Origin of the sequence: Methanobrevibacter sp. (assembly GCF_036307625.1) — an archaeon.
GTDB lineage: Archaea > Methanobacteriota > Methanobacteria > Methanobacteriales > Methanobacteriaceae > Methanocatella.
Genome location: NZ_JAXJXF010000102.1, coordinates 14,855 through 31,158 on the forward strand (window position 1 = coordinate 14,855; position 16,304 = coordinate 31,158).

At 32.0% G+C, this 16,304-nt stretch carries 21 protein-coding genes; 9 read left to right on the plus strand and 12 right to left on the minus strand.

What is annotated here, in order from left to right:
- Positions 1-18 precede the first annotated feature (18 nt).
- Together rrp41 and rrp42 are read left to right on the plus strand one after the other, a co-directional pair.
- Positions 19-714, plus strand: coding sequence for an exosome complex exonuclease Rrp41 (gene rrp41 / locus UIB65_RS06545; RefSeq protein WP_296894161.1), 696 nt, complete (start codon positions 19-21; stop codon positions 712-714).
- A gap of 12 nt (positions 715-726) precedes the next feature.
- Positions 727-1,512 carry an exosome complex protein Rrp42 gene (gene rrp42 / locus UIB65_RS06550; protein WP_330040387.1) on the plus strand — a complete coding sequence of 262 codons (786 nt, stop codon included), beginning with the start codon at positions 727-729 and terminating at the stop codon, positions 1,510-1,512.
- On the opposite strand, the gene UIB65_RS06555 is transcribed toward rrp42, so the two are convergent.
- Genes UIB65_RS06555 through UIB65_RS06580 form a run of 6 tightly spaced genes read right to left on the minus strand, consistent with a single transcriptional unit; the run spans position 1,509 to position 5,597 of the window.
- Positions 1,509-2,138, minus strand: a complete 630-nt coding sequence (locus tag UIB65_RS06555) for a molybdenum cofactor guanylyltransferase (RefSeq protein ID WP_330040389.1) — start codon at positions 2,136-2,138, stop codon at positions 1,509-1,511. The genes rrp42 and UIB65_RS06555 overlap by 4 nt on opposite strands.
- An 18-nt stretch (positions 2,139-2,156) precedes the next feature.
- Complete coding sequence (locus UIB65_RS06560; protein WP_330040390.1) at positions 2,157-2,915, minus strand: hypothetical protein; 759 nt, start codon at positions 2,913-2,915, stop codon at positions 2,157-2,159.
- A gap of 15 nt (positions 2,916-2,930) precedes the next feature.
- Positions 2,931-3,494 carry a precorrin-6Y C5,15-methyltransferase (decarboxylating) subunit CbiT gene (cbiT, locus tag UIB65_RS06565; RefSeq protein WP_330040391.1) on the minus strand — a complete coding sequence of 188 codons (564 nt, stop codon included), beginning with the start codon at positions 3,492-3,494 and terminating at the stop codon, positions 2,931-2,933.
- Positions 3,495-4,043, minus strand: a complete 549-nt coding sequence (locus UIB65_RS06570) for a UbiX family flavin prenyltransferase (RefSeq protein ID WP_330040392.1) — start codon at positions 4,041-4,043, stop codon at positions 3,495-3,497. It lies immediately after the preceding gene.
- Between the two features lie 8 nt (positions 4,044-4,051).
- Positions 4,052-5,278 (minus strand): HD domain-containing protein, encoded by a 1,227-nt coding sequence (locus UIB65_RS06575; protein ID WP_330040393.1) that lies wholly within the window; start codon positions 5,276-5,278, stop codon positions 4,052-4,054.
- A gap of 4 nt (positions 5,279-5,282) precedes the next feature.
- Positions 5,283-5,597 carry a hypothetical protein gene (locus UIB65_RS06580; RefSeq protein ID WP_330040395.1) on the minus strand — a complete coding sequence of 105 codons (315 nt, stop codon included), beginning with the start codon at positions 5,595-5,597 and terminating at the stop codon, positions 5,283-5,285.
- A gap of 354 nt (positions 5,598-5,951) precedes the next feature.
- On the opposite strand from UIB65_RS06580, the gene UIB65_RS06585 reads away from it, so the two are divergent.
- Together UIB65_RS06585 and UIB65_RS06590 are read left to right on the plus strand one after the other, a co-directional pair.
- Positions 5,952-7,166, plus strand: coding sequence for an ammonium transporter (locus UIB65_RS06585; RefSeq protein ID WP_330040396.1), 1,215 nt, complete (start codon positions 5,952-5,954; stop codon positions 7,164-7,166).
- 8 nt (positions 7,167-7,174) lie between these two features.
- Positions 7,175-7,513 (plus strand): P-II family nitrogen regulator, encoded by a 339-nt coding sequence (locus tag UIB65_RS06590; RefSeq protein ID WP_330040397.1) that lies wholly within the window; start codon positions 7,175-7,177, stop codon positions 7,511-7,513.
- Positions 7,514-7,586: 73 nt separating this feature from the next.
- On the opposite strand, the gene UIB65_RS06595 is transcribed toward UIB65_RS06590, so the two are convergent.
- Positions 7,587-8,189 carry a S24/S26 family peptidase gene (locus tag UIB65_RS06595; protein WP_330040398.1) on the minus strand — a complete coding sequence of 201 codons (603 nt, stop codon included), beginning with the start codon at positions 8,187-8,189 and terminating at the stop codon, positions 7,587-7,589.
- A 5-nt stretch (positions 8,190-8,194) separates the two neighbouring features.
- Positions 8,195-8,872, minus strand: coding sequence for a type I 3-dehydroquinate dehydratase (gene aroD / locus UIB65_RS06600; RefSeq protein WP_330040400.1), 678 nt, complete (start codon positions 8,870-8,872; stop codon positions 8,195-8,197).
- 143 nt (positions 8,873-9,015) lie between these two features.
- Here aroD and UIB65_RS06605 point away from each other — a divergent pair, with 143 nt between their 5' ends.
- From UIB65_RS06605 to UIB65_RS06620, 4 genes are read left to right on the plus strand one after another with little or no spacing between them, the layout of a single operon-like run.
- Positions 9,016-9,741 carry a hypothetical protein gene (locus tag UIB65_RS06605; protein ID WP_330040401.1) on the plus strand — a complete coding sequence of 242 codons (726 nt, stop codon included), beginning with the start codon at positions 9,016-9,018 and terminating at the stop codon, positions 9,739-9,741.
- An 11-nt stretch (positions 9,742-9,752) separates the two neighbouring features.
- A complete protein-coding gene (sucD, locus tag UIB65_RS06610; protein WP_330040404.1) occupies positions 9,753-10,616 on the plus strand; it encodes a succinate--CoA ligase subunit alpha in 864 nt (287 codons plus the stop codon).
- Positions 10,616-11,818, plus strand: a complete 1,203-nt coding sequence (gene hmgA, locus UIB65_RS06615; protein WP_330040406.1) for a hydroxymethylglutaryl-CoA reductase (NADPH) — start codon at positions 10,616-10,618, stop codon at positions 11,816-11,818. The genes sucD and hmgA overlap by 1 nt, the downstream gene beginning before the upstream one ends.
- A 1-nt stretch (position 11,819) precedes the next feature.
- The gene (locus UIB65_RS06620; protein WP_330040408.1) at positions 11,820-12,026 is read left to right on the plus strand and encodes a hypothetical protein; all 207 of its coding nucleotides are present in this window, start codon (positions 11,820-11,822) and stop codon (positions 12,024-12,026) included.
- Here the strand turns inward: UIB65_RS06620 and UIB65_RS06625 are convergent.
- The 4 genes from UIB65_RS06625 to UIB65_RS06640 form a co-directional block, all read right to left on the minus strand.
- Positions 12,023-12,511: a DUF116 domain-containing protein gene (locus UIB65_RS06625; RefSeq protein ID WP_330040410.1), complete on the minus strand. Its 489-nt coding sequence runs from the start codon at positions 12,509-12,511 to the stop codon at positions 12,023-12,025. The genes UIB65_RS06620 and UIB65_RS06625 overlap by 4 nt on opposite strands.
- 161 nt (positions 12,512-12,672) lie before the next feature.
- The gene (locus UIB65_RS06630; RefSeq protein ID WP_330040412.1) at positions 12,673-13,125 is read right to left on the minus strand and encodes a hypothetical protein; all 453 of its coding nucleotides are present in this window, start codon (positions 13,123-13,125) and stop codon (positions 12,673-12,675) included.
- A gap of 38 nt (positions 13,126-13,163) precedes the next feature.
- On the minus strand, positions 13,164-13,319 hold the full coding sequence (locus tag UIB65_RS06635) for a hypothetical protein (RefSeq protein ID WP_330040414.1): 156 nt from the start codon (positions 13,317-13,319) through the stop codon (positions 13,164-13,166).
- Positions 13,320-13,355: 36 nt separating this feature from the next.
- On the minus strand, positions 13,356-14,372 hold the full coding sequence (locus UIB65_RS06640; RefSeq protein WP_330040416.1) for a hypothetical protein: 1,017 nt from the start codon (positions 14,370-14,372) through the stop codon (positions 13,356-13,358).
- A gap of 120 nt (positions 14,373-14,492) precedes the next feature.
- Between UIB65_RS06640 and thsA the strand changes: the two genes are divergently transcribed.
- Entirely contained in the window at positions 14,493-16,151 is a 1,659-nt protein-coding gene (thsA, locus tag UIB65_RS06645; protein ID WP_330040418.1) for a thermosome subunit alpha, read from the plus strand.
- Positions 16,152-16,304 lie beyond the last annotated feature (153 nt).

Below are 16,304 nucleotides of genomic sequence, written 5' to 3' on the forward strand. Positions count from 1 at the left end.
ATATTAAATGAGGTTGATATGATGTCAGAAATGATAAGAGACGATGGTAGGAAGTTTAATGAATTGCGTCCTATAAAAATTGAAGCAGGAGTTCTTGAACGTGCTGATGGTTCAGCTTATTTAGAAGTTGGCGGAAACAAAATTTTAGTTGCTGTTTATGGACCAAGGGAATCATATATCAGAAGATTACTTGAACCTAATACTGGTGTTATTAGATGCAGATATAATATGGCTCCATTTTCAGTAGATGATAGAAAAAGACCTGGACCAGATAGAAGGTCATCAGAAATTTCTAAAATTACTGCTGATGCTTTAAGACCAGCATTGATGTTGGAGAATTATCCTCGTTCAATGATTGATATTTATATAGAAGTGATTGAGGCTGAAGGAGGAACCCGTTGTGCAGGAATTACTGCAGCTTCTGTTGCTTTAGTTGATGCAGGAATACCTATGAAAGATATTGTTGTGGGTTGTGCTGCAGGTAAAGTTAATGATGAAATTGTACTTGATTTATCTGAAAAAGAAGATAAAGAAGGTCAAGCTGATGTTCCAATAGCTATTATGCCAAGAACTGGTGAAATTACTTTATTACAAAGTGATGGTAATTTAACTGAAGAAGAATTCGCAAAAGCAATTGATTTAGCTATGGAAGGATGTCTTGAAGTAAGTAAGCTTCAAAAAGAAGCTTTAATGAAAAAATATTCTACAGAATAGTGGGTGGATAATATGGATATAGTACCAGAAATTACAAGACAAAGTATTACTAACCTTGTCAGAAATGATAAAAGGGAAGATGGCAGGGAATTAAATGAATATAGGGATATTTCTATTGAAACTAATGTAATATCTAAAGCCGAAGGTTCTGCTCGTGTTAAAATTGGTGGAACTCAAGTTATTGTAGGTATTAAACCACAACTTGGAAGCCCATTTCCAGATACTCCAGACCTTGGAGTTTTAATGACTAATTGTGAAATGTTACCTATGGCTGATCCTAATTTTGAACCAGGACCACCTAGTGATGATTCAATCGAACTTGCACGTGTTGTAGATAGAGGTATTCGTGAAAGTGAATTAGTTGAATTGGATAAACTTTGTATTGAAGAAGGAAAACATGTTTGGATGTTATTCATTGATTTACACATTATAGATAACTGCGGTAACCTTTTCGATGCATGTGAATTGGCTGTTATGGCAGCTCTTAAATCCACTAAATTGCCTGTTGCATCTATTGTGGATGAAGAAGTGGTTCTAAGTGAAGATGAAACCTTTGATTTACCAATTAATAATGAATTAGCTTTATGTACTTTTGTTAAAATTGGTGATAAAATGGTTTTAGACCCAACATTGGATGAAGAAAGAGTAGCTAGTGCTCGTTTAAATGTTGGTGTTACTAAAGATGGTAGAATTTGCTCTATGCAAAAAGGCGGTTCTCAACCATTAAATAAAGATGAACTTCTTTCTGCTGTTAATGTAGCAGTTTCAAAAACAAAAGAATTAATAGAACATCTTTAAATGTCCGATGGACGATTAAGATTTCTAAATTCTTTTTTTAATATTTTTTTATTATCAATCAAAACAAATTTTGTTTCTATTTTTTCTATTAGTCCTTTAATGTGAAGTGAATCCTTATTGATTAGATTTTCAATTTCCGGAATGATTTCTTTATTATAAATGGAATGTAGCGGTTCGGAAGTTTTAAGCTTATTTTTACTGTCATGGTATGGGACAATAGCCTGATATTTTTCGTTTATTTCATTAAAAATAGCATTAATATAATTTTTAGTAACGTAAGGGCTGTCGCATGGAAGGACTAGTGAGTACTGGCCGGTGATGTTTTCAAGTCCGGTCATTATTCCAGGAAGGGGTCCTTTATTTTTTATTTTGTCCTCAACAAATTTTATTGGATATGTGTATTCATCAATATTGATGATTTCTGCATATTTGTCAATTCTTTCTTGATTGTTTAAAACAATTATTGCTTCATTTATTTCATTGTTTAGAGTAGAAAGGATATGATTAATCATAGGTTTATTTTGAATAATCATTGATCCTTTGTCTTGACCCATTCTTCTACTTTGCCCTCCACATAAAATAATGCAAGATTTAATATTTTCACTTTTTTTGATTTCATTACTCATATTAAATCTCCTAGTTATCTATTTTACGTATACGTCAGCATCTTCATCGAATGGATTGGTACGTATGATTAATGCAATCATATATGGGTAATGTTTATTGAGATATTTTAAATAATAAACCCATTCATGTACTAATTTGTTATATACTCTTTGCATATCTCCATTCAAATGCGCAAAATCAGCATCAGTAACCAAGCTTAAATCTTTTCTGTGTTCCAATTCTTCGTCAAGGTGAAGAATAGCATTAATCAATCCAGTAAATTCTTCTTTTTCAAGCAAATTAGGATTGTTAATTAGGTTAATGATAAATTCTCTTTTGTTTATAAGTAAGTTTCTTAAGTTTTCTAAAAATTCTTCCCTATCTTCAGGTGAAATGTCCGCTTGAAAATCGATGTTGGTATTTTTAAGTTCCTCTAATTTCAAGTCATAGTCTTTATCATCCCAATTTTTAATAGATTTTAAATTTTCGGTACTTGCTTTGTATTTGTTTGCATGACTGAGCTGATTAATCATTTCATTTCCAACTTCAGAAAAGAATGTGCTCATTAACATGTCTAATTTTTCAAGCATAGCTTCTTTTTCTTTTCTTTCGATAATTTCATCAAGTAAGAATGCTACAACTAAAATATCCACAGGAATGAATCCTAAATGTGTCCAGATATAAGATATAATATGTTCAGCATCTCCTAATACAAGGTAGTTTGATCCATATATTATGATAATCAATACGACCATCAATAAGGAAAATTTAATTTTCCATCTTTTGTGTGAATCCATATTCTAATCTCCAGTTTATCTTTTTTTGGCAGTAATTATAGCTATTGGATTTTCGCTTATCATCATAACCCCTCTGTCAAGAACTCTTCCATTGGAAATGTTAACTTCCATGAGTTTAGGGTTATAATTAAGTTCCTTAAGCTTGTTTATAGCTTCAATTTTTGTATCAACCAAAATTGCAGTTATGATAATTCTGCCTTTTGAGTTTAATTTTGCATCAATGATATTCAAGATATTTTCAAGCTCTCTACCACTACCCCCTACAATAGCAATATCAATATTGTCAATATCTTTCAGAGCGTTTGCCCCGTTATCATTTATTAGTGTGACATTATCTCCAAGTCCGAATTTTTTGAGATTTTTTTCAGTTATTTCAATAGCTTCTGGGTTTGTATCGATTGAAATGACTTCATTTGCTCTTTGAGAGAATTCACAAGTAATTCCTCCGGTTCCGCATCCGCAGTCAACAACTTTGTCCTTGGATGAAACTTCAGATTTATATAATATTATAGCCCGTATGGCTTCTTTTGTCGGTCCTGGAACATCACAGGATTTAATGAAATCCATATCTTCTAACATTTACTCCCACCTTTTAAACAAATTATTTTCAATTTTTAAGGAATCTAGTATTTTTCCAACAATAAAATTTATCTGGTCATCAACTGTATCATGCGTTGAGTAAAATCCAGGCATTGCAGGTAAAATTATAGCTCCTTCTTGTGATAATGTTAGCATGTTTTGTAAATGAATATTTCTAAGCGGAGTTTCACGGGGAACAATCACTGTAGGTCTCCTTTCCTTTAGGCTCACATCAGCCACTCTTGTAATTGTATTGTCTCCATATCCGTTGGCTATTGAAGACAAGGTTTTCATTGAGCATGGCACTATGGCCAATGCATCTGCTTTAAATGATCCGCTATTTATGGATGAAGTTAAATCGTTGAAATCATAATATCTATCGGCGATGGAAATGATTTCATCAATTTTGTATTCAGTTTCTGATTCGATAACTGTTTTTGCAGCATCGCTTATAACTAAACTATTTTCAATTTTTAACTCTTTTAACACTTCAAGTAATCTTATTCCATATATTACTCCACTTGCTCCGGTTATTGCAACAACAATCATTTTATCTCCTAAAATAGTTTAATTTGGTCATAATGAATTCCATGGAATTTTTCCTTATCGATTTCAGGTAAGTCCAGATATTGTTCCAGTTTGAATTTTTCAAATTTTGGCTTTTCCTCTTCGGGAACATAGATGCTAATGTCTGGTATGTTGAATCTGGCTTTGCTAAGCGCTGAAATTATATTGGAAATTTCTGTTAATGGATATAATTTGCCGTCCAAATCGACTTGAGTTTTCATTTCATCAAAGCGAGGGTATTCGGCAATATTTATGAAAACATAATCTTTTTCTATGTCATAATCTTCAGCTATTTCACGTTCTGCCTTTCTCAATTCATCGCTGTGAATCTTATACATTTTTTCTGGAACTTTGAAGTTGTCCAATCTAATTGTTTTAACTCTTTTTAATAGTTTTCTATTATCCAATCTAGACATTATTTCATTTGCAAATTTGTTTTCGCAGTTTCTGAATATTGAAACGATATCATTATCGTCGTACTTGTAAATATCTTTTTCATTGATTATTCCATCATCAATTACTTTTTTAAGGCTTCTTCTAAACATTGAATTGACAATACGGGTAGTATGGTGTTGATATACGCTAGGATACATGAAATATCTGGATACTAACGCCCCTTCTGCGGCCTGAACTCCTTTGATATTCAGTATCAAACCGTCTTCTAATTTTAAGTTAGAAATTATTCTTTCATAATCAATAACTCCATAAGCCACACCGGTATTATGAGAATCCCTTAAAAGATAATCCATTCTGTCAACATCAAGCTCTCCGGACACTATAGGTCCGAGATGCCCATTTCCGTTTACAATGTCAACAATTTCGTTCACGTCAAATTTTTCTTCAAGCAAATCTCTCATGGATGTTTTTGTAACCACATATTTGGTTAGCTCTTCATGGGGTACTGATAAAACGCCTTCTGATACATGAGAAAACGGACCGTGTCCAATATCATGTAAGAGGGATGAAACTCTGATTAATTCTATTTCATCATTGGACAAATCCAATTCTGTCGCTAATTTTGACCCTAAATTCATTGTTCCAACAGAATGTTCAAATCTAGTATGGTTTGCTCCAGGATATATTAAGCTAATTAAACCTAATTGCTTTATTCTTCTTAAACGTTGAAACTGTGGCATGTCCATAATTTTTTCTTCGAATTTGGTTAAGCTTATGTCTCCATATACGCTGTCTCTGATAAATTTCTTTTTTTCACCCATTTCATCAATACTCCCAGTAATTTCTATTGTAATAATACGAATAATTGTCCCCTTGGTAATTTGTATGATTTTTGTATGAATTTGTAGTGTTATATGAGCTGTTTGTAGTGTTTGTAGTGTTTGTAACATTTTTTGTTTTGATAATTGTTGGTACTTCTTTAATCAAAACTGGTTTAAATGAATTATTTTCAATTGAAATTAATTTATATGAATCAGTCTTTTCATTAACTGTTAAATTTACAAACGCACTGCTGATGCAAAATGCAAAGATTGCTATTATAAAAAACACTATTAAATTTGCTTTTATTGACTCTTTCATAATAACACTTTTTTTGTTTATTCAATTTATCAGTTATAAATTTGCTAATTTATACTATTATTATTTTTATTTCTATGTTATATTTAATACTTATTAAAAATCCTTTATTTTTTATTTTATAGGTTTTAATTTTTTTTATCGAAATTTCTTTTAAGCAGTTGATTAATTTTTTCAATATTTTCTAATTTATTTGCGGTCGGAAGAAATTTTTCCGTTTGTTTTTCATGGTTTTTCCATTAAATTTATATACTATGTTAATTAATAGTTAATTGTCGGAAAGATACTTCCGACATATTACTTCCGGCGAAGTGGAAGTAAATTTTCAATTAATTTAATAATATAGAGTAAGATATAATGGTCGTTTTTAGTGCAGGTGACACAGCATGGGTTCTTATTTGTACTCTTTTAGTATTGCTTATGAGTATTCCAGCTGTTGCATTTTTTTATGGAGGATTAAGTAAACGTAAGAATGTTTTAAATACAATTTTTTTAACTTTTATCGCATTTTCAATTGTAAGTGTAATTTGGGTGATATTCGGTTATCAATTCGCATTTGGTAGTGATATAATGGGAATTATTGGATCACCAACAAATTTCTTCTTACAGGGAATTGCATTAGATGATTTGAATGGAACAATTCCAACATTATTATTTGTTATGTTCCAATGTGCTTTTGCAGGTTTAACTGTTGCATTAATTTCTGGAGCACTCGTTGGAAGAATGAAAATAAAAGCATGGATTGTTTTTGTTATAGTTTGGGTTTGTTTAGTATACATCCCTGTTGCCCATTGGGTATGGGGAGAAGGATGGCTAATGCAGATGGGAGCACTTGATTTTGCAGGAGGTGCTGTCGTTCATATGAATTCAGGAGCAGCAGCATTGGCTGTCGCATTGGTTCTTGGAAAAAGAAAAGATACTTCATTAATACCACATAATCTAGGATATGCAGTTTTAGGTGCTGCATTGCTTTGGTTTGGATGGATGGGATTCAACGGAGGATCAGGTTTAGCAGCAGATGGTCTTGCAGCAAATGCAATTATCGTTTCAAATGTTGCAGCTGCTTTAGGTTTGATTGTTTGGACCTGTTTGGATACTTATGTTGTTGGAAAACCGACAGTATTGGGTGCAATATCCGGTGCTGTTGCAGGGCTTGTAGCTATTACTCCAGCAGCAGGTTTTGTAGATGTTTTCGGTGCAATATGTATTGGTGCAATAGCTCCTTTTGTATCTTATTTCGCAATTTATCGTTTAAAATCAAAACTTGGTTACGACGATGCTTTGGATGTATGGGGAATACATGGAATGTCTGGTGTATGGGGAGCAATAGCAACCGGAATTTTTGCAGTGCCTTCCATTGGTGGAGTTTCTGGATTAATTGCAGGAAATCCAGAACAAGTTTTAATACAACTTATCAGTGTTGTTGCAACTTTAGCTTACTCATTTACAATAAGCTTTATACTTGCAAAAGTTCTAGATAAGGCTATGAAAGGTATAAGAGTAGAGGAATATGAAGAGATTGGTGGACTTGATACAAATCTTCATGAAGAATCTGCATATAATTTTAACTAGGTGTAATTATGAAAAGTATTGTTGCAATTATTAGACAAGAAAAATATCAGGATGTTAAAAACGCCCTTCTGGAAGTAGGATGCGAAGGGATGAACGTATCCGAGGTAAAAGGAAGGGGAAGTCAGAGAGGTATTAAAGAATCTTATAGGGGATCAAGCTATTGTATTGATTTGATTCCAAAAACACGTATAGAAATTGTCGTAAAAGATGAAGGTGTTGACCTTATCGTTAATGCCATTAAGGAAAGTGCATATACCGGCAACATTGGAGATGGGAAAATATTCATTTATCCGATGGACAATGTGATTAGAATAAGAACCGGTGAAGAGGGAGACCGTGCTGTATAAGATGGTCTCAACTAGATAAGGCATTTTTGAAGATAATGTAATTTTACATTATTTTCTCTATTCTCTTTTTTTTTTAGTAGTTCATAACTACTCCATTAATATTGGCGATATTTGTCCAGGTGGTTACGCCTTTAATTTCATATAATGTTCCGTTTATGAATTCATAACTGACATTTTTGTTGTCGCTTTCTAAATAAACTTCATCACCTTTAATTTCGCCTACCCTTTTTATTATCCCACCATATTCTTCAGAATTGGCTACAACAATATCTCCAACGTGGATATTTTTTGTTTTATTGATGATTAGGATTTCACCGTCCTGTAATGTCGGGAGCATTGAGGTTCCGCTAACATGTACCAAAACAGGAATTTGATTTTCACCAATGCTTGAATCAACTTTAATTTCAGGATTTTTTAATCCATAACTTGAGCAGATATGTTGGATTCCATTTTTTAAAGTCGTAATATTTGATGAAGAATCATTCATTGCATTTATGGTATAATCGCATATTTCCTTGTTTAGCTGCTGTGAATTGATGTTGCTTAATGTATGTGTTGCGACAGTAACATTTTCACCATCAATGTAAATGTCAACGTGATCTTTAGAGATATATGTCAGTGCAAAAATAGAAAGAAAAATAATTATGATGACAGCCAAAATAATTTTTTTAGCCATTTGAATCACTCGTCCATTATGTTCAAATCCATGTTGAGCAATGCCTTCATTGTTTCAATATCGATTTGGCCGGGTGCGGTAACGTCAGTTCCAGCTGCAAATGTAATTGGGGAATTGAATTTGGATGCCATAACTCTTGTATAACTTCCCAAATCTCCCATGGAAATTGCTATGGTATTTTCACAATGTGAAAGGACTGCAAGTATAGTTAATGTATCTTCCAGGTCTTTTGGCATAAAAGCTACTTTAGCAATGTCGCCGAGCTCCTGTTCCTTTTCGACAATATACATTATTTCATTCAAATCTGGAGTTTTTTCAAAGTCATGGTATGAAATAATTGTTTTTGCTTGGGTTTTGTGAAGTTTTTCAATATATTCATCATTGCTTTGAAGTTCAATGTCCACATATTCAACCAAATCAGCACATTGGTATAATATATTAAATCTTTCTTCTTCTGAACCTTTAAAAGAACCGCCTTCTGTGCTAATTCTGTTAGTAGCTATCATTGGAAAATTAATTTCTTTGATCGTATTTTTAATTTCATCGATATCTGGATTTTTAAGAGCATCAATTCTAAATTCCAATACATCTGCTCCTTTTTCAATACAATCTTCAGCCACTTTAATTACATTTTCACAATCATTTTGAAAAATGGGGATTGCGATTTTAGTTTGAGAATACATTAATATATAATATTGCAAATTGTTCTTATTAAATCTTGTTTAAAATAATATTAATATTTATATAAATTAAAAAATAAAATATATACCAATAAAATATAATAATATTTTATTTATTTATTCAATCAATTATGAAAGGTGTTAATTTGAAAATTACGGCTATAGGTGCAGATATTTCAAAAAATGATGTATCATGCAGTACTAAGCTAGTAGAAACTATTGAAAATAACCTTTATAGAGTTAAAGAATTAGGGGCAAGAGATATTGCACTAACAAACGTCACAGGGGATGATGTTGTTATTAGTGCTTTTGTTGAAGATGATTTGCTTGAACCTATTAACGAGGGTATTGTCGATATTTTAAAAATGAGTGCAGAAAATCTAGGAGACTTATCTGGAATTTCTGACAATCCTGATGATGCTGGTGAAGGAATTTCATATGCTGAAGCTAAATTCAGACCAGACAGGTATCCTGATGCTATTGTTTTAGGTTTTGATACATATGGTGGTGAACCTTTTGTCGCAGATGTTGCAAATTCTGCAATTGAAGCTGCAAGGGGTATGAAAAATTGCACCGATGTGTCAGATTATATAGAAGCTAAAGCTAAAAAAATTCCTGGAGTGGGTTATGTCTCATCTGAAACCGATGACCCTGTTGTAGTAGCAACAGTTGAAAATATTGAATCTGTTGGCGTTATTGCCGGAGCAATGATTGGTGCTGCACTTGGAAATAAAAATACTTATTTAGTCAAAAGAGGGACAACATGTAATGTGTTGCCGGGTAGTGTGATTTTTTCTGCTACTGCTTTTATGAATGGAAATGTGATTGATTTGTCTATTCCATTTGAGAATAAAACTAGAATATTAAGATAGGGGTTTTATATATGATTTTATTAAATGAAGATACAAAATGTTTAGTTCAAGGAATAACCGGTAAACAAGGTTCATTCCATACAGAACAAATGTTAAAATACAATACTAATATTGTTGCAGGTCTTACACCTGGAAAAGGTGGTCAAAAATTTTTAGACCAAGTTCCGATTTTTAATTCAATGGAAGAAGCTGTTGAAGAAGTAGACATTAATTCTTCCATTATTTTTGTTCCTGCAAAATTCGCTAAGGATGCAGCTTTTGAAGCTATTAGGCATTTGGATTTGGTTATTATTATTTCAGAACATATTCCCGTTCATGACAGTATGAAAATTATGGCATATGCAAAACAAATGGGAACAACTGTTATTGGACCTAATACTCCTGGAATTATCTCTCCTGGTGTAGGTAAGTTAGGTATCATGCCTACACACATTTTTGCTGAAGGAAATGTTGGTGTCATTTCAAGAAGTGGTACTCTAACTTATGAAATTGCAAGTGAACTTACCAATGCGGGAATAGGTCAAAGTACTGCTGTTGGTATTGGTGGTGACCCTGTAACCGGAGATAATTATGTTGATATATTAAAAAGATTCGACAAGGATGATGATACTGATGCGGTTGTATTGATTGGTGAAATAGGTGGAACTGCAGAAGAAAGAGCAGGTAAATTTATTCAGGAAGAAATGAGTAAACCTGTAGTATCATATATTGCTGGAAGAACTGCACCTCCAGGTAAAAGAATGGGGCATGCAGGAGCTATTATCCAAGGAAATTCCGGTACTGTTGCAAGTAAAACAAAAGCTTTAAATGATGCCGGTGTTGAAGTAGCTAAAAAACCGTCTGAAATTGTAGATTTACTTAAAAAGGTTATGTAATGTCAAATCAAGAAATTATTGATAAATTATTAAAAGGAGAGATGAAACTTTATCAGGTTGATAAAGAAGTTTCCGCCAAAGAAGCAACAGATATCAGAAGAGAATTTTTAGAACAGAAATATGATGTTGAATTATCCAATATCTCAAATTATACTTTAGATATGGAAAGAGCATCTGCCCGTAATATTGAAAATTCCATTGGAGTTTTACAACTTCCTATGGGAATTGCAGGTCCTTTAAAAGTCAATGGACAATACTGTCAACGTGAAGTATTTGTTCCCCTTGCAACATCTGAAGGAGCACTTGTAGCATCAATTAATAGGGGTGCTTCAACAATTACCTCTTCCGGCGGTGCAAATGCAAGAGTTATCTCTGATATTATGACAAGAGCACCAGCAATTAAATGTGAAAATGCTGCTGATGCTTTAAAAATTAGGCAATGGTTTATTGATAATTTTTCTGAGTTAAAGGAACTTGCAGAAAGCACAACCTCTCACGGTAAATTAATTAAAATAGACCCTATCTTAATTGTTGGAAATTATGTTTATCCTCGCTTTGTTTATTCTACTGGCGATAGTATGGGTATGAATATGGTTACCATAGCCAGTGAAAAGATTTTAGATAAACTTGCAAGTGAAACCACAGCAACTCATTTGGCATTAAGTGGTAATGTTTGTGTTGATAAAAAACCTGCTGCCATTAATATTGTTGAAGGCAGAGGTAAAAGCGTTGTTGCAGACATATTAATTCCTAAAGACATCGTTGCCAAAAAACTCAAAACCACTGCAGAAGCGATTGTCGAAGTGAATATTGCTAAAAATTTAATAGGTTCTGCAGCATCAGGTAGCATGGCTTACAATGCCCATTATGCTAATATGGTTGCCGCCATATTTTTGGCTACCGGTCAGGATGCAGCCCATGTAGTTGAAGGTTCTTTAGGTATAACTACTGCTGAGAATAGAAATGGAGATTTATATTTCTCAGTTAACTTGCCAGATTTGCCAGTAGCTACCGTTGGTGGTGGAACCAGTTTGGAAGTAGCTCATGAAGGTTTAGAAATTTTAGGTGTAGCAGGTTCAGGTAAAGCTCGTGAATTTGCTGAAATTGTTGCATGTACTGTTCTAGCTGGAGAATTATCTCTTGTTGGGGCATTAGCAGCTGGTCATTTAGCAAGAGCACATCAGGAACTTGGAAGAGGATAAAATGGAAGATTTTTTAGATGACTTATATCCTGAAATCACCTTAGAAACTGAGGATATAATAATGTCATTGTCCATTAAAAAAGATTATTCTCAAATAGAGGATTTCAATAAAAGAAAAGAAGAATTCATCAAGGATTTACATGAGTTTGTTAACGAATTTAGTCAAACTCCTGAATCTGATGATTTTATAAAATATTTTGATTTTTAGTATTTGGAATCAATTTTTTCAAATACTTTTTTAACGTTTACTTTTGTTTCGAAGCATCCTGTTTTTTCAAGCAAAACTCCTTGCGGACAGAAATCAGAAAGCATCATCATCATTTGACTTAGATCTTCATGGCATGCGACACCGATGACGGCTTTAAATTTATTTTCCATTACTATTTTTTTAACAAAACTTGAACCTGGAACAATATACAATTTATAACCTAAAGGATCAGATTTCTTTTTAATAACTCCAATTGAGCACAATCCGCATTCTGTACAGTTTAAACCTTCCTTTTGTAAAGTTGCAGGGCAATCTTTATGTCTTAAACAGTGAGGCAGAAAAATCAATGTTTTTTCGGCAGGTACCTGTCTAAATTTTCCCTTATTGAGTTCGTCTCTAACTTTTATTGAAATATCATCTATCAGATAGTCATCCAGTTTTAAGAAGCGGGCTATTTTTTTGAATGGGGAATATAATAAATCCACAATATATAATAAAAATCGAGGAAATATGATTTTATCTTTTTTAATTATAAGTAACCCTAATATTAAAACAATAATAAATAATATTATTAAAATAATCGCTAGAATAATCACTAATTGTCCTAAAAACATGTAAAATGAATCGATAAAAAGCATTTTTTAACCTAAAATTTTTCAATAGTGTATTTGTCAAAGTTTTTATTTAATTTAACTCCAGTGGGTGTTTTAGCTATTTCAAGTCCTGATAAACTGTCACAGGAACATAGAACGTCTTGTTCAGGATGTGTTCCTGGAGTAATATTGCAGTTTAAATTCACCCTCTCACCGATTGACAAAACAGTTTCAAGTCTTTTGGTGGATGGGTGGTCTTTATTTAAAATTACGATTGGGGAAGATTCCTCACGACTTAAGTATGCTTGTGATCTTATTGCACGTTTATCCTTTTTAAAGTTGGAAACAGCAATGATATCATCTGATTCTAAAAATTGAACTATTTCTTCATTGTCCTGTGTTGCAATAAATAACATTTTATTTTCATAGGCTACTTTGATAATGCCTACAGTTCCGGTTTCACCTTCAAGAAATAGTATTTCATCATTTTCAAAATCAATATTCATAATAATCACTTAAAAATAAAAAAAGAGAGTAAATAAATTTACTCTGCAATTTCAACGTTGTCACTTTGACAGGAAGGACAAACTACCTTTTTTCCAAGACCTTTAAAGGAATTTCCACAGTCTTTACATTTGTACTTTTTTGTTTTTAATTTTTTTAAATCTATATCGGCCATTGGCCCACCGCTTGAACACATAAAATCACCTAAAATATATTATATATTATATATTATTTAATAGTTTATTTTATTTGTTATATTTTTGATTTTTTTATTGATTCTTTTATCTTTTGTCAAATTGTAAATAATATTATAATAATATAATGATTGATTATATAATTTGTTTTTTTCATATTCCTCAGCTAGTTCATTAAGTGCGTCTAAAATAAATGGGTTTGCTCCAATCTGAATATTTTTGCTTTTAATTAAACTGATGCATTCATCAAGATTTAATGATAAATTATTTGTTTTTGATTGGATGTAGTGAATTTCATTGTATGCCTGTGGACTTAATTCATATTCCATACTATAACTAAATAAAGCTAGAGCTATTTCCATTTGGTTTTCTTCCATGTAGTAATGACCCAATTGCCTGTAAGATCTGGCAATATCTTGAGGGTAATATGCATATTTTAATGCATCTGAAACAAACATATAATATTTATTATAGTCATATGTATGTACCTTATAAATTTCGGTCAATTCGAGTATTACTCTTGATGATACTGGATTGATTTTAATTGCTTTTTTAAGATATTTTTCAGATTTTTCAAACTGTTTATCTTCAAGAAGTAAAAATCCATAAATATAATATAAGTCTAGAATAGGTTGGTTGCTAGGTATGTATCTAATTTCTTTTTCAGCACCAATATATTTTCTGAATATGATTTCTTCTAAAGTGTTTGTAAAAAAATGGTATTCATTTAATTCATCATCTTCAAAAATAGGTTTAAAGTTACTTATGAATTCATCAAGCTTTTCTAATGCAAGTTCATATTTGCCGCTTTCAATATCATATGATATGTCGTTTAATATGTCTATAATTGGAGTTTCATTTTCAATGATTTGGGTGTATTCCTCTTTTTCAAAGTCGCTTAGACAATCCCACATCATGCGTGAAATCTCTTTTAGGATTTCTTTGTTATATTGGTGGTCTTTATAAACTTCCATTTGAGAAGATAAATATTGTTTATTCAAATCTTTGTTCCCCCCTAAATTGGATTTAATTTCTTCAATTATTTTTCGATACATTAACACACCTAAAGTTACTTTAATGAGTAATATTTTTATATTACCTCAAACTCATATTATATATGTATAAAAACTTAGTTTTATATTATTTTATTTAAAAATTTTAAAGGTGATTATTAAATGGCAAATCAACCAGTTTTTATCCTTCCTGAAGGAACCGAAAGATATTCAAAAAAAGATGCTTTAAGAATGAATATCACAGCAGCTAAAGTATTAGCTGGTATTGTAAGAACTACTTTAGGTCCTAAAGGTATGGACAAAATGTTAGTTAATTCATTAGGTGATGTCACTGTCACTAATGATGGTGCAACTATCATGAGAGAAATGGAAATTAATCAACCTGCAGCTAGAATGTTAGTTGAAACCGCTAAAAAACAAGAAGAAATTGTTGGAGATGGAACCACTTCTGTTGTAGTTATTGCAGGTGAATTATTAAGTAAAGCTGAAGAATTATTAGATGATGGAATTGCAACTTCCGTTGTAGTTAAAGGATTTAGAAATGCTACTGCAAAGGCAATTGAAATATTGAATGATATTGCAATTGATGCAGATGATAAGGAAACTCTTAAAAAAGTAGCAGTTACTGCAATGAGTGGTAAAGGATCAGATTATGCAAAAGACCATTTAGCTGATTTAGTTGTTGATGCAGCTTTAAGAATTGAAGAAGATGGAAAATCTGATATAGATAATATTAATATTCAAAGAGTTTCTGGAGATTCTGTAGAAGATTCATTCTTGGCAGAAGGTATTGTAATTGACAAAGCTCCTTTATCTAAAAATATGCCTAGTGAAGTTAAAGATGCAAAAATTGCAATCATGAAGTATCCTATTGAATTAAAAGATATGAATACTGATACAAAACTTGATATCACCAGTCCAGACCAATTTGAAGCATTTTTAGCTAATGAAGAACAAATGATTAGAGATTTAGTAAGTAAAATAATCGACTCTGGTGTAAATGTTTTATTCTGTCAAAAAGGTATTGATGACATGGCAGAACATTACTTGAAAAAAGCTGGAATAATGGCTTATAAAAGAGTTAAAAAATCTGATATTGAAAGAATCTCAAAAGCTACAGGTGCTAAATTAGTAACTGATATTGAAGATTTATCTGAAGATAAATTAGGTTCCGCTGGACGTGTATACCTTAACAAACTCTTTGACCATGAACTAACATTTATTGAAGAATGTGAAAATCCAAAAGCTTCATCCATTGTATTGAGAGGAAGTACTCGTTATGTGACTGAACAAATCGCTAGAGCATTAGACGATGCATTAGGTGTTGTTGCAGCTACTATTGAAGAAGGTACTGTTCTCATTGGTGGAGGAGCTTGTGAAATTGATTTAGTTAAAGCATTAAGAGAATATGGTGAATCTGTAAGTGGAAGAGAACAATTAGCTATTTTAAAATATGCTGAAGCTTTAGAAATTATTCCTAGTACCTTAATTGAAAATGCAGGTTTAGATACTATTAATCTAATAGCTGACTTAAAAGCTGCTCATGAAGATTCTCCTTTCATCGGTATAAACGTATTTACTGGTGAAATAGTAGATATGAAAGATGCTGGTGTAATCGAACCTTTAAGAGTAAAAATCCAAGCACTTCAATCTGCTGGTGAAGCATCAGAAATGATTTTACGTATTGATGATATGATTGCAGCAAGAAATGCATTAAATTCCACTGGTCCGGATGAAAGTGGAAATGATGCAAGTGGTATGCCTCCAATGCCTCCTGCAGGTGGAATGGGCGGAATGGGCGGTATGCCTCCAATGATGTAAAATTTGAAAAATTTACTCATTTTTCATTTTTTTTATTTTTTTCTTTATTTTACTTTGTTTTATTGATTTGATGGGTTATATTCTTTATTTTTTCATGTAACTTAATTAAAATAAATGTTCTTTGATTATTTAGCTTTAAAGTATATGTTATTT

Bases quoted from the DNA above. Each gene is read 5' to 3' on its own strand.
- rrp41 (WP_296894161.1), top strand. From the start codon at position 19: ATGATGTCAGAAATGATAAGAGACGATGGTAGGAAGTTTAATGAATTG.
- rrp42 (WP_330040387.1), top strand. From the start codon at position 727: ATGGATATAGTACCAGAAATTACAAGACAAAGTATTACTAACCTTGTC.
- UIB65_RS06555 (WP_330040389.1), bottom strand. From the start codon at position 2,138: ATGAGTAATGAAATCAAAAAAAGTGAAAATATTAAATCTTGCATTATT.
- UIB65_RS06560 (WP_330040390.1), bottom strand. From the start codon at position 2,915: ATGGATTCACACAAAAGATGGAAAATTAAATTTTCCTTATTGATGGTC.
- cbiT (WP_330040391.1), bottom strand. From the start codon at position 3,494: ATGTTAGAAGATATGGATTTCATTAAATCCTGTGATGTTCCAGGACCG.
- UIB65_RS06570 (WP_330040392.1), bottom strand. From the start codon at position 4,043: ATGATTGTTGTTGCAATAACCGGAGCAAGTGGAGTAATATATGGAATA.
- UIB65_RS06575 (WP_330040393.1), bottom strand. From the start codon at position 5,278: ATGGGTGAAAAAAAGAAATTTATCAGAGACAGCGTATATGGAGACATA.
- UIB65_RS06580 (WP_330040395.1), bottom strand. From the start codon at position 5,597: ATGAAAGAGTCAATAAAAGCAAATTTAATAGTGTTTTTTATAATAGCA.
- UIB65_RS06585 (WP_330040396.1), top strand. From the start codon at position 5,952: ATGGTCGTTTTTAGTGCAGGTGACACAGCATGGGTTCTTATTTGTACT.
- UIB65_RS06590 (WP_330040397.1), top strand. From the start codon at position 7,175: ATGAAAAGTATTGTTGCAATTATTAGACAAGAAAAATATCAGGATGTT.
- UIB65_RS06595 (WP_330040398.1), bottom strand. From the start codon at position 8,189: ATGGCTAAAAAAATTATTTTGGCTGTCATCATAATTATTTTTCTTTCT.
- aroD (WP_330040400.1), bottom strand. From the start codon at position 8,872: ATGTATTCTCAAACTAAAATCGCAATCCCCATTTTTCAAAATGATTGT.
- sucD (WP_330040404.1), top strand. From the start codon at position 9,753: ATGATTTTATTAAATGAAGATACAAAATGTTTAGTTCAAGGAATAACC.
- hmgA (WP_330040406.1), top strand. From the start codon at position 10,616: ATGTCAAATCAAGAAATTATTGATAAATTATTAAAAGGAGAGATGAAA.
- UIB65_RS06620 (WP_330040408.1), top strand. From the start codon at position 11,820: ATGGAAGATTTTTTAGATGACTTATATCCTGAAATCACCTTAGAAACT.
- UIB65_RS06630 (WP_330040412.1), bottom strand. From the start codon at position 13,125: ATGAATATTGATTTTGAAAATGATGAAATACTATTTCTTGAAGGTGAA.
- UIB65_RS06635 (WP_330040414.1), bottom strand. From the start codon at position 13,319: ATGTGTTCAAGCGGTGGGCCAATGGCCGATATAGATTTAAAAAAATTA.
- UIB65_RS06640 (WP_330040416.1), bottom strand. From the start codon at position 14,372: ATGTATCGAAAAATAATTGAAGAAATTAAATCCAATTTAGGGGGGAAC.
- thsA (WP_330040418.1), top strand. From the start codon at position 14,493: ATGGCAAATCAACCAGTTTTTATCCTTCCTGAAGGAACCGAAAGATAT.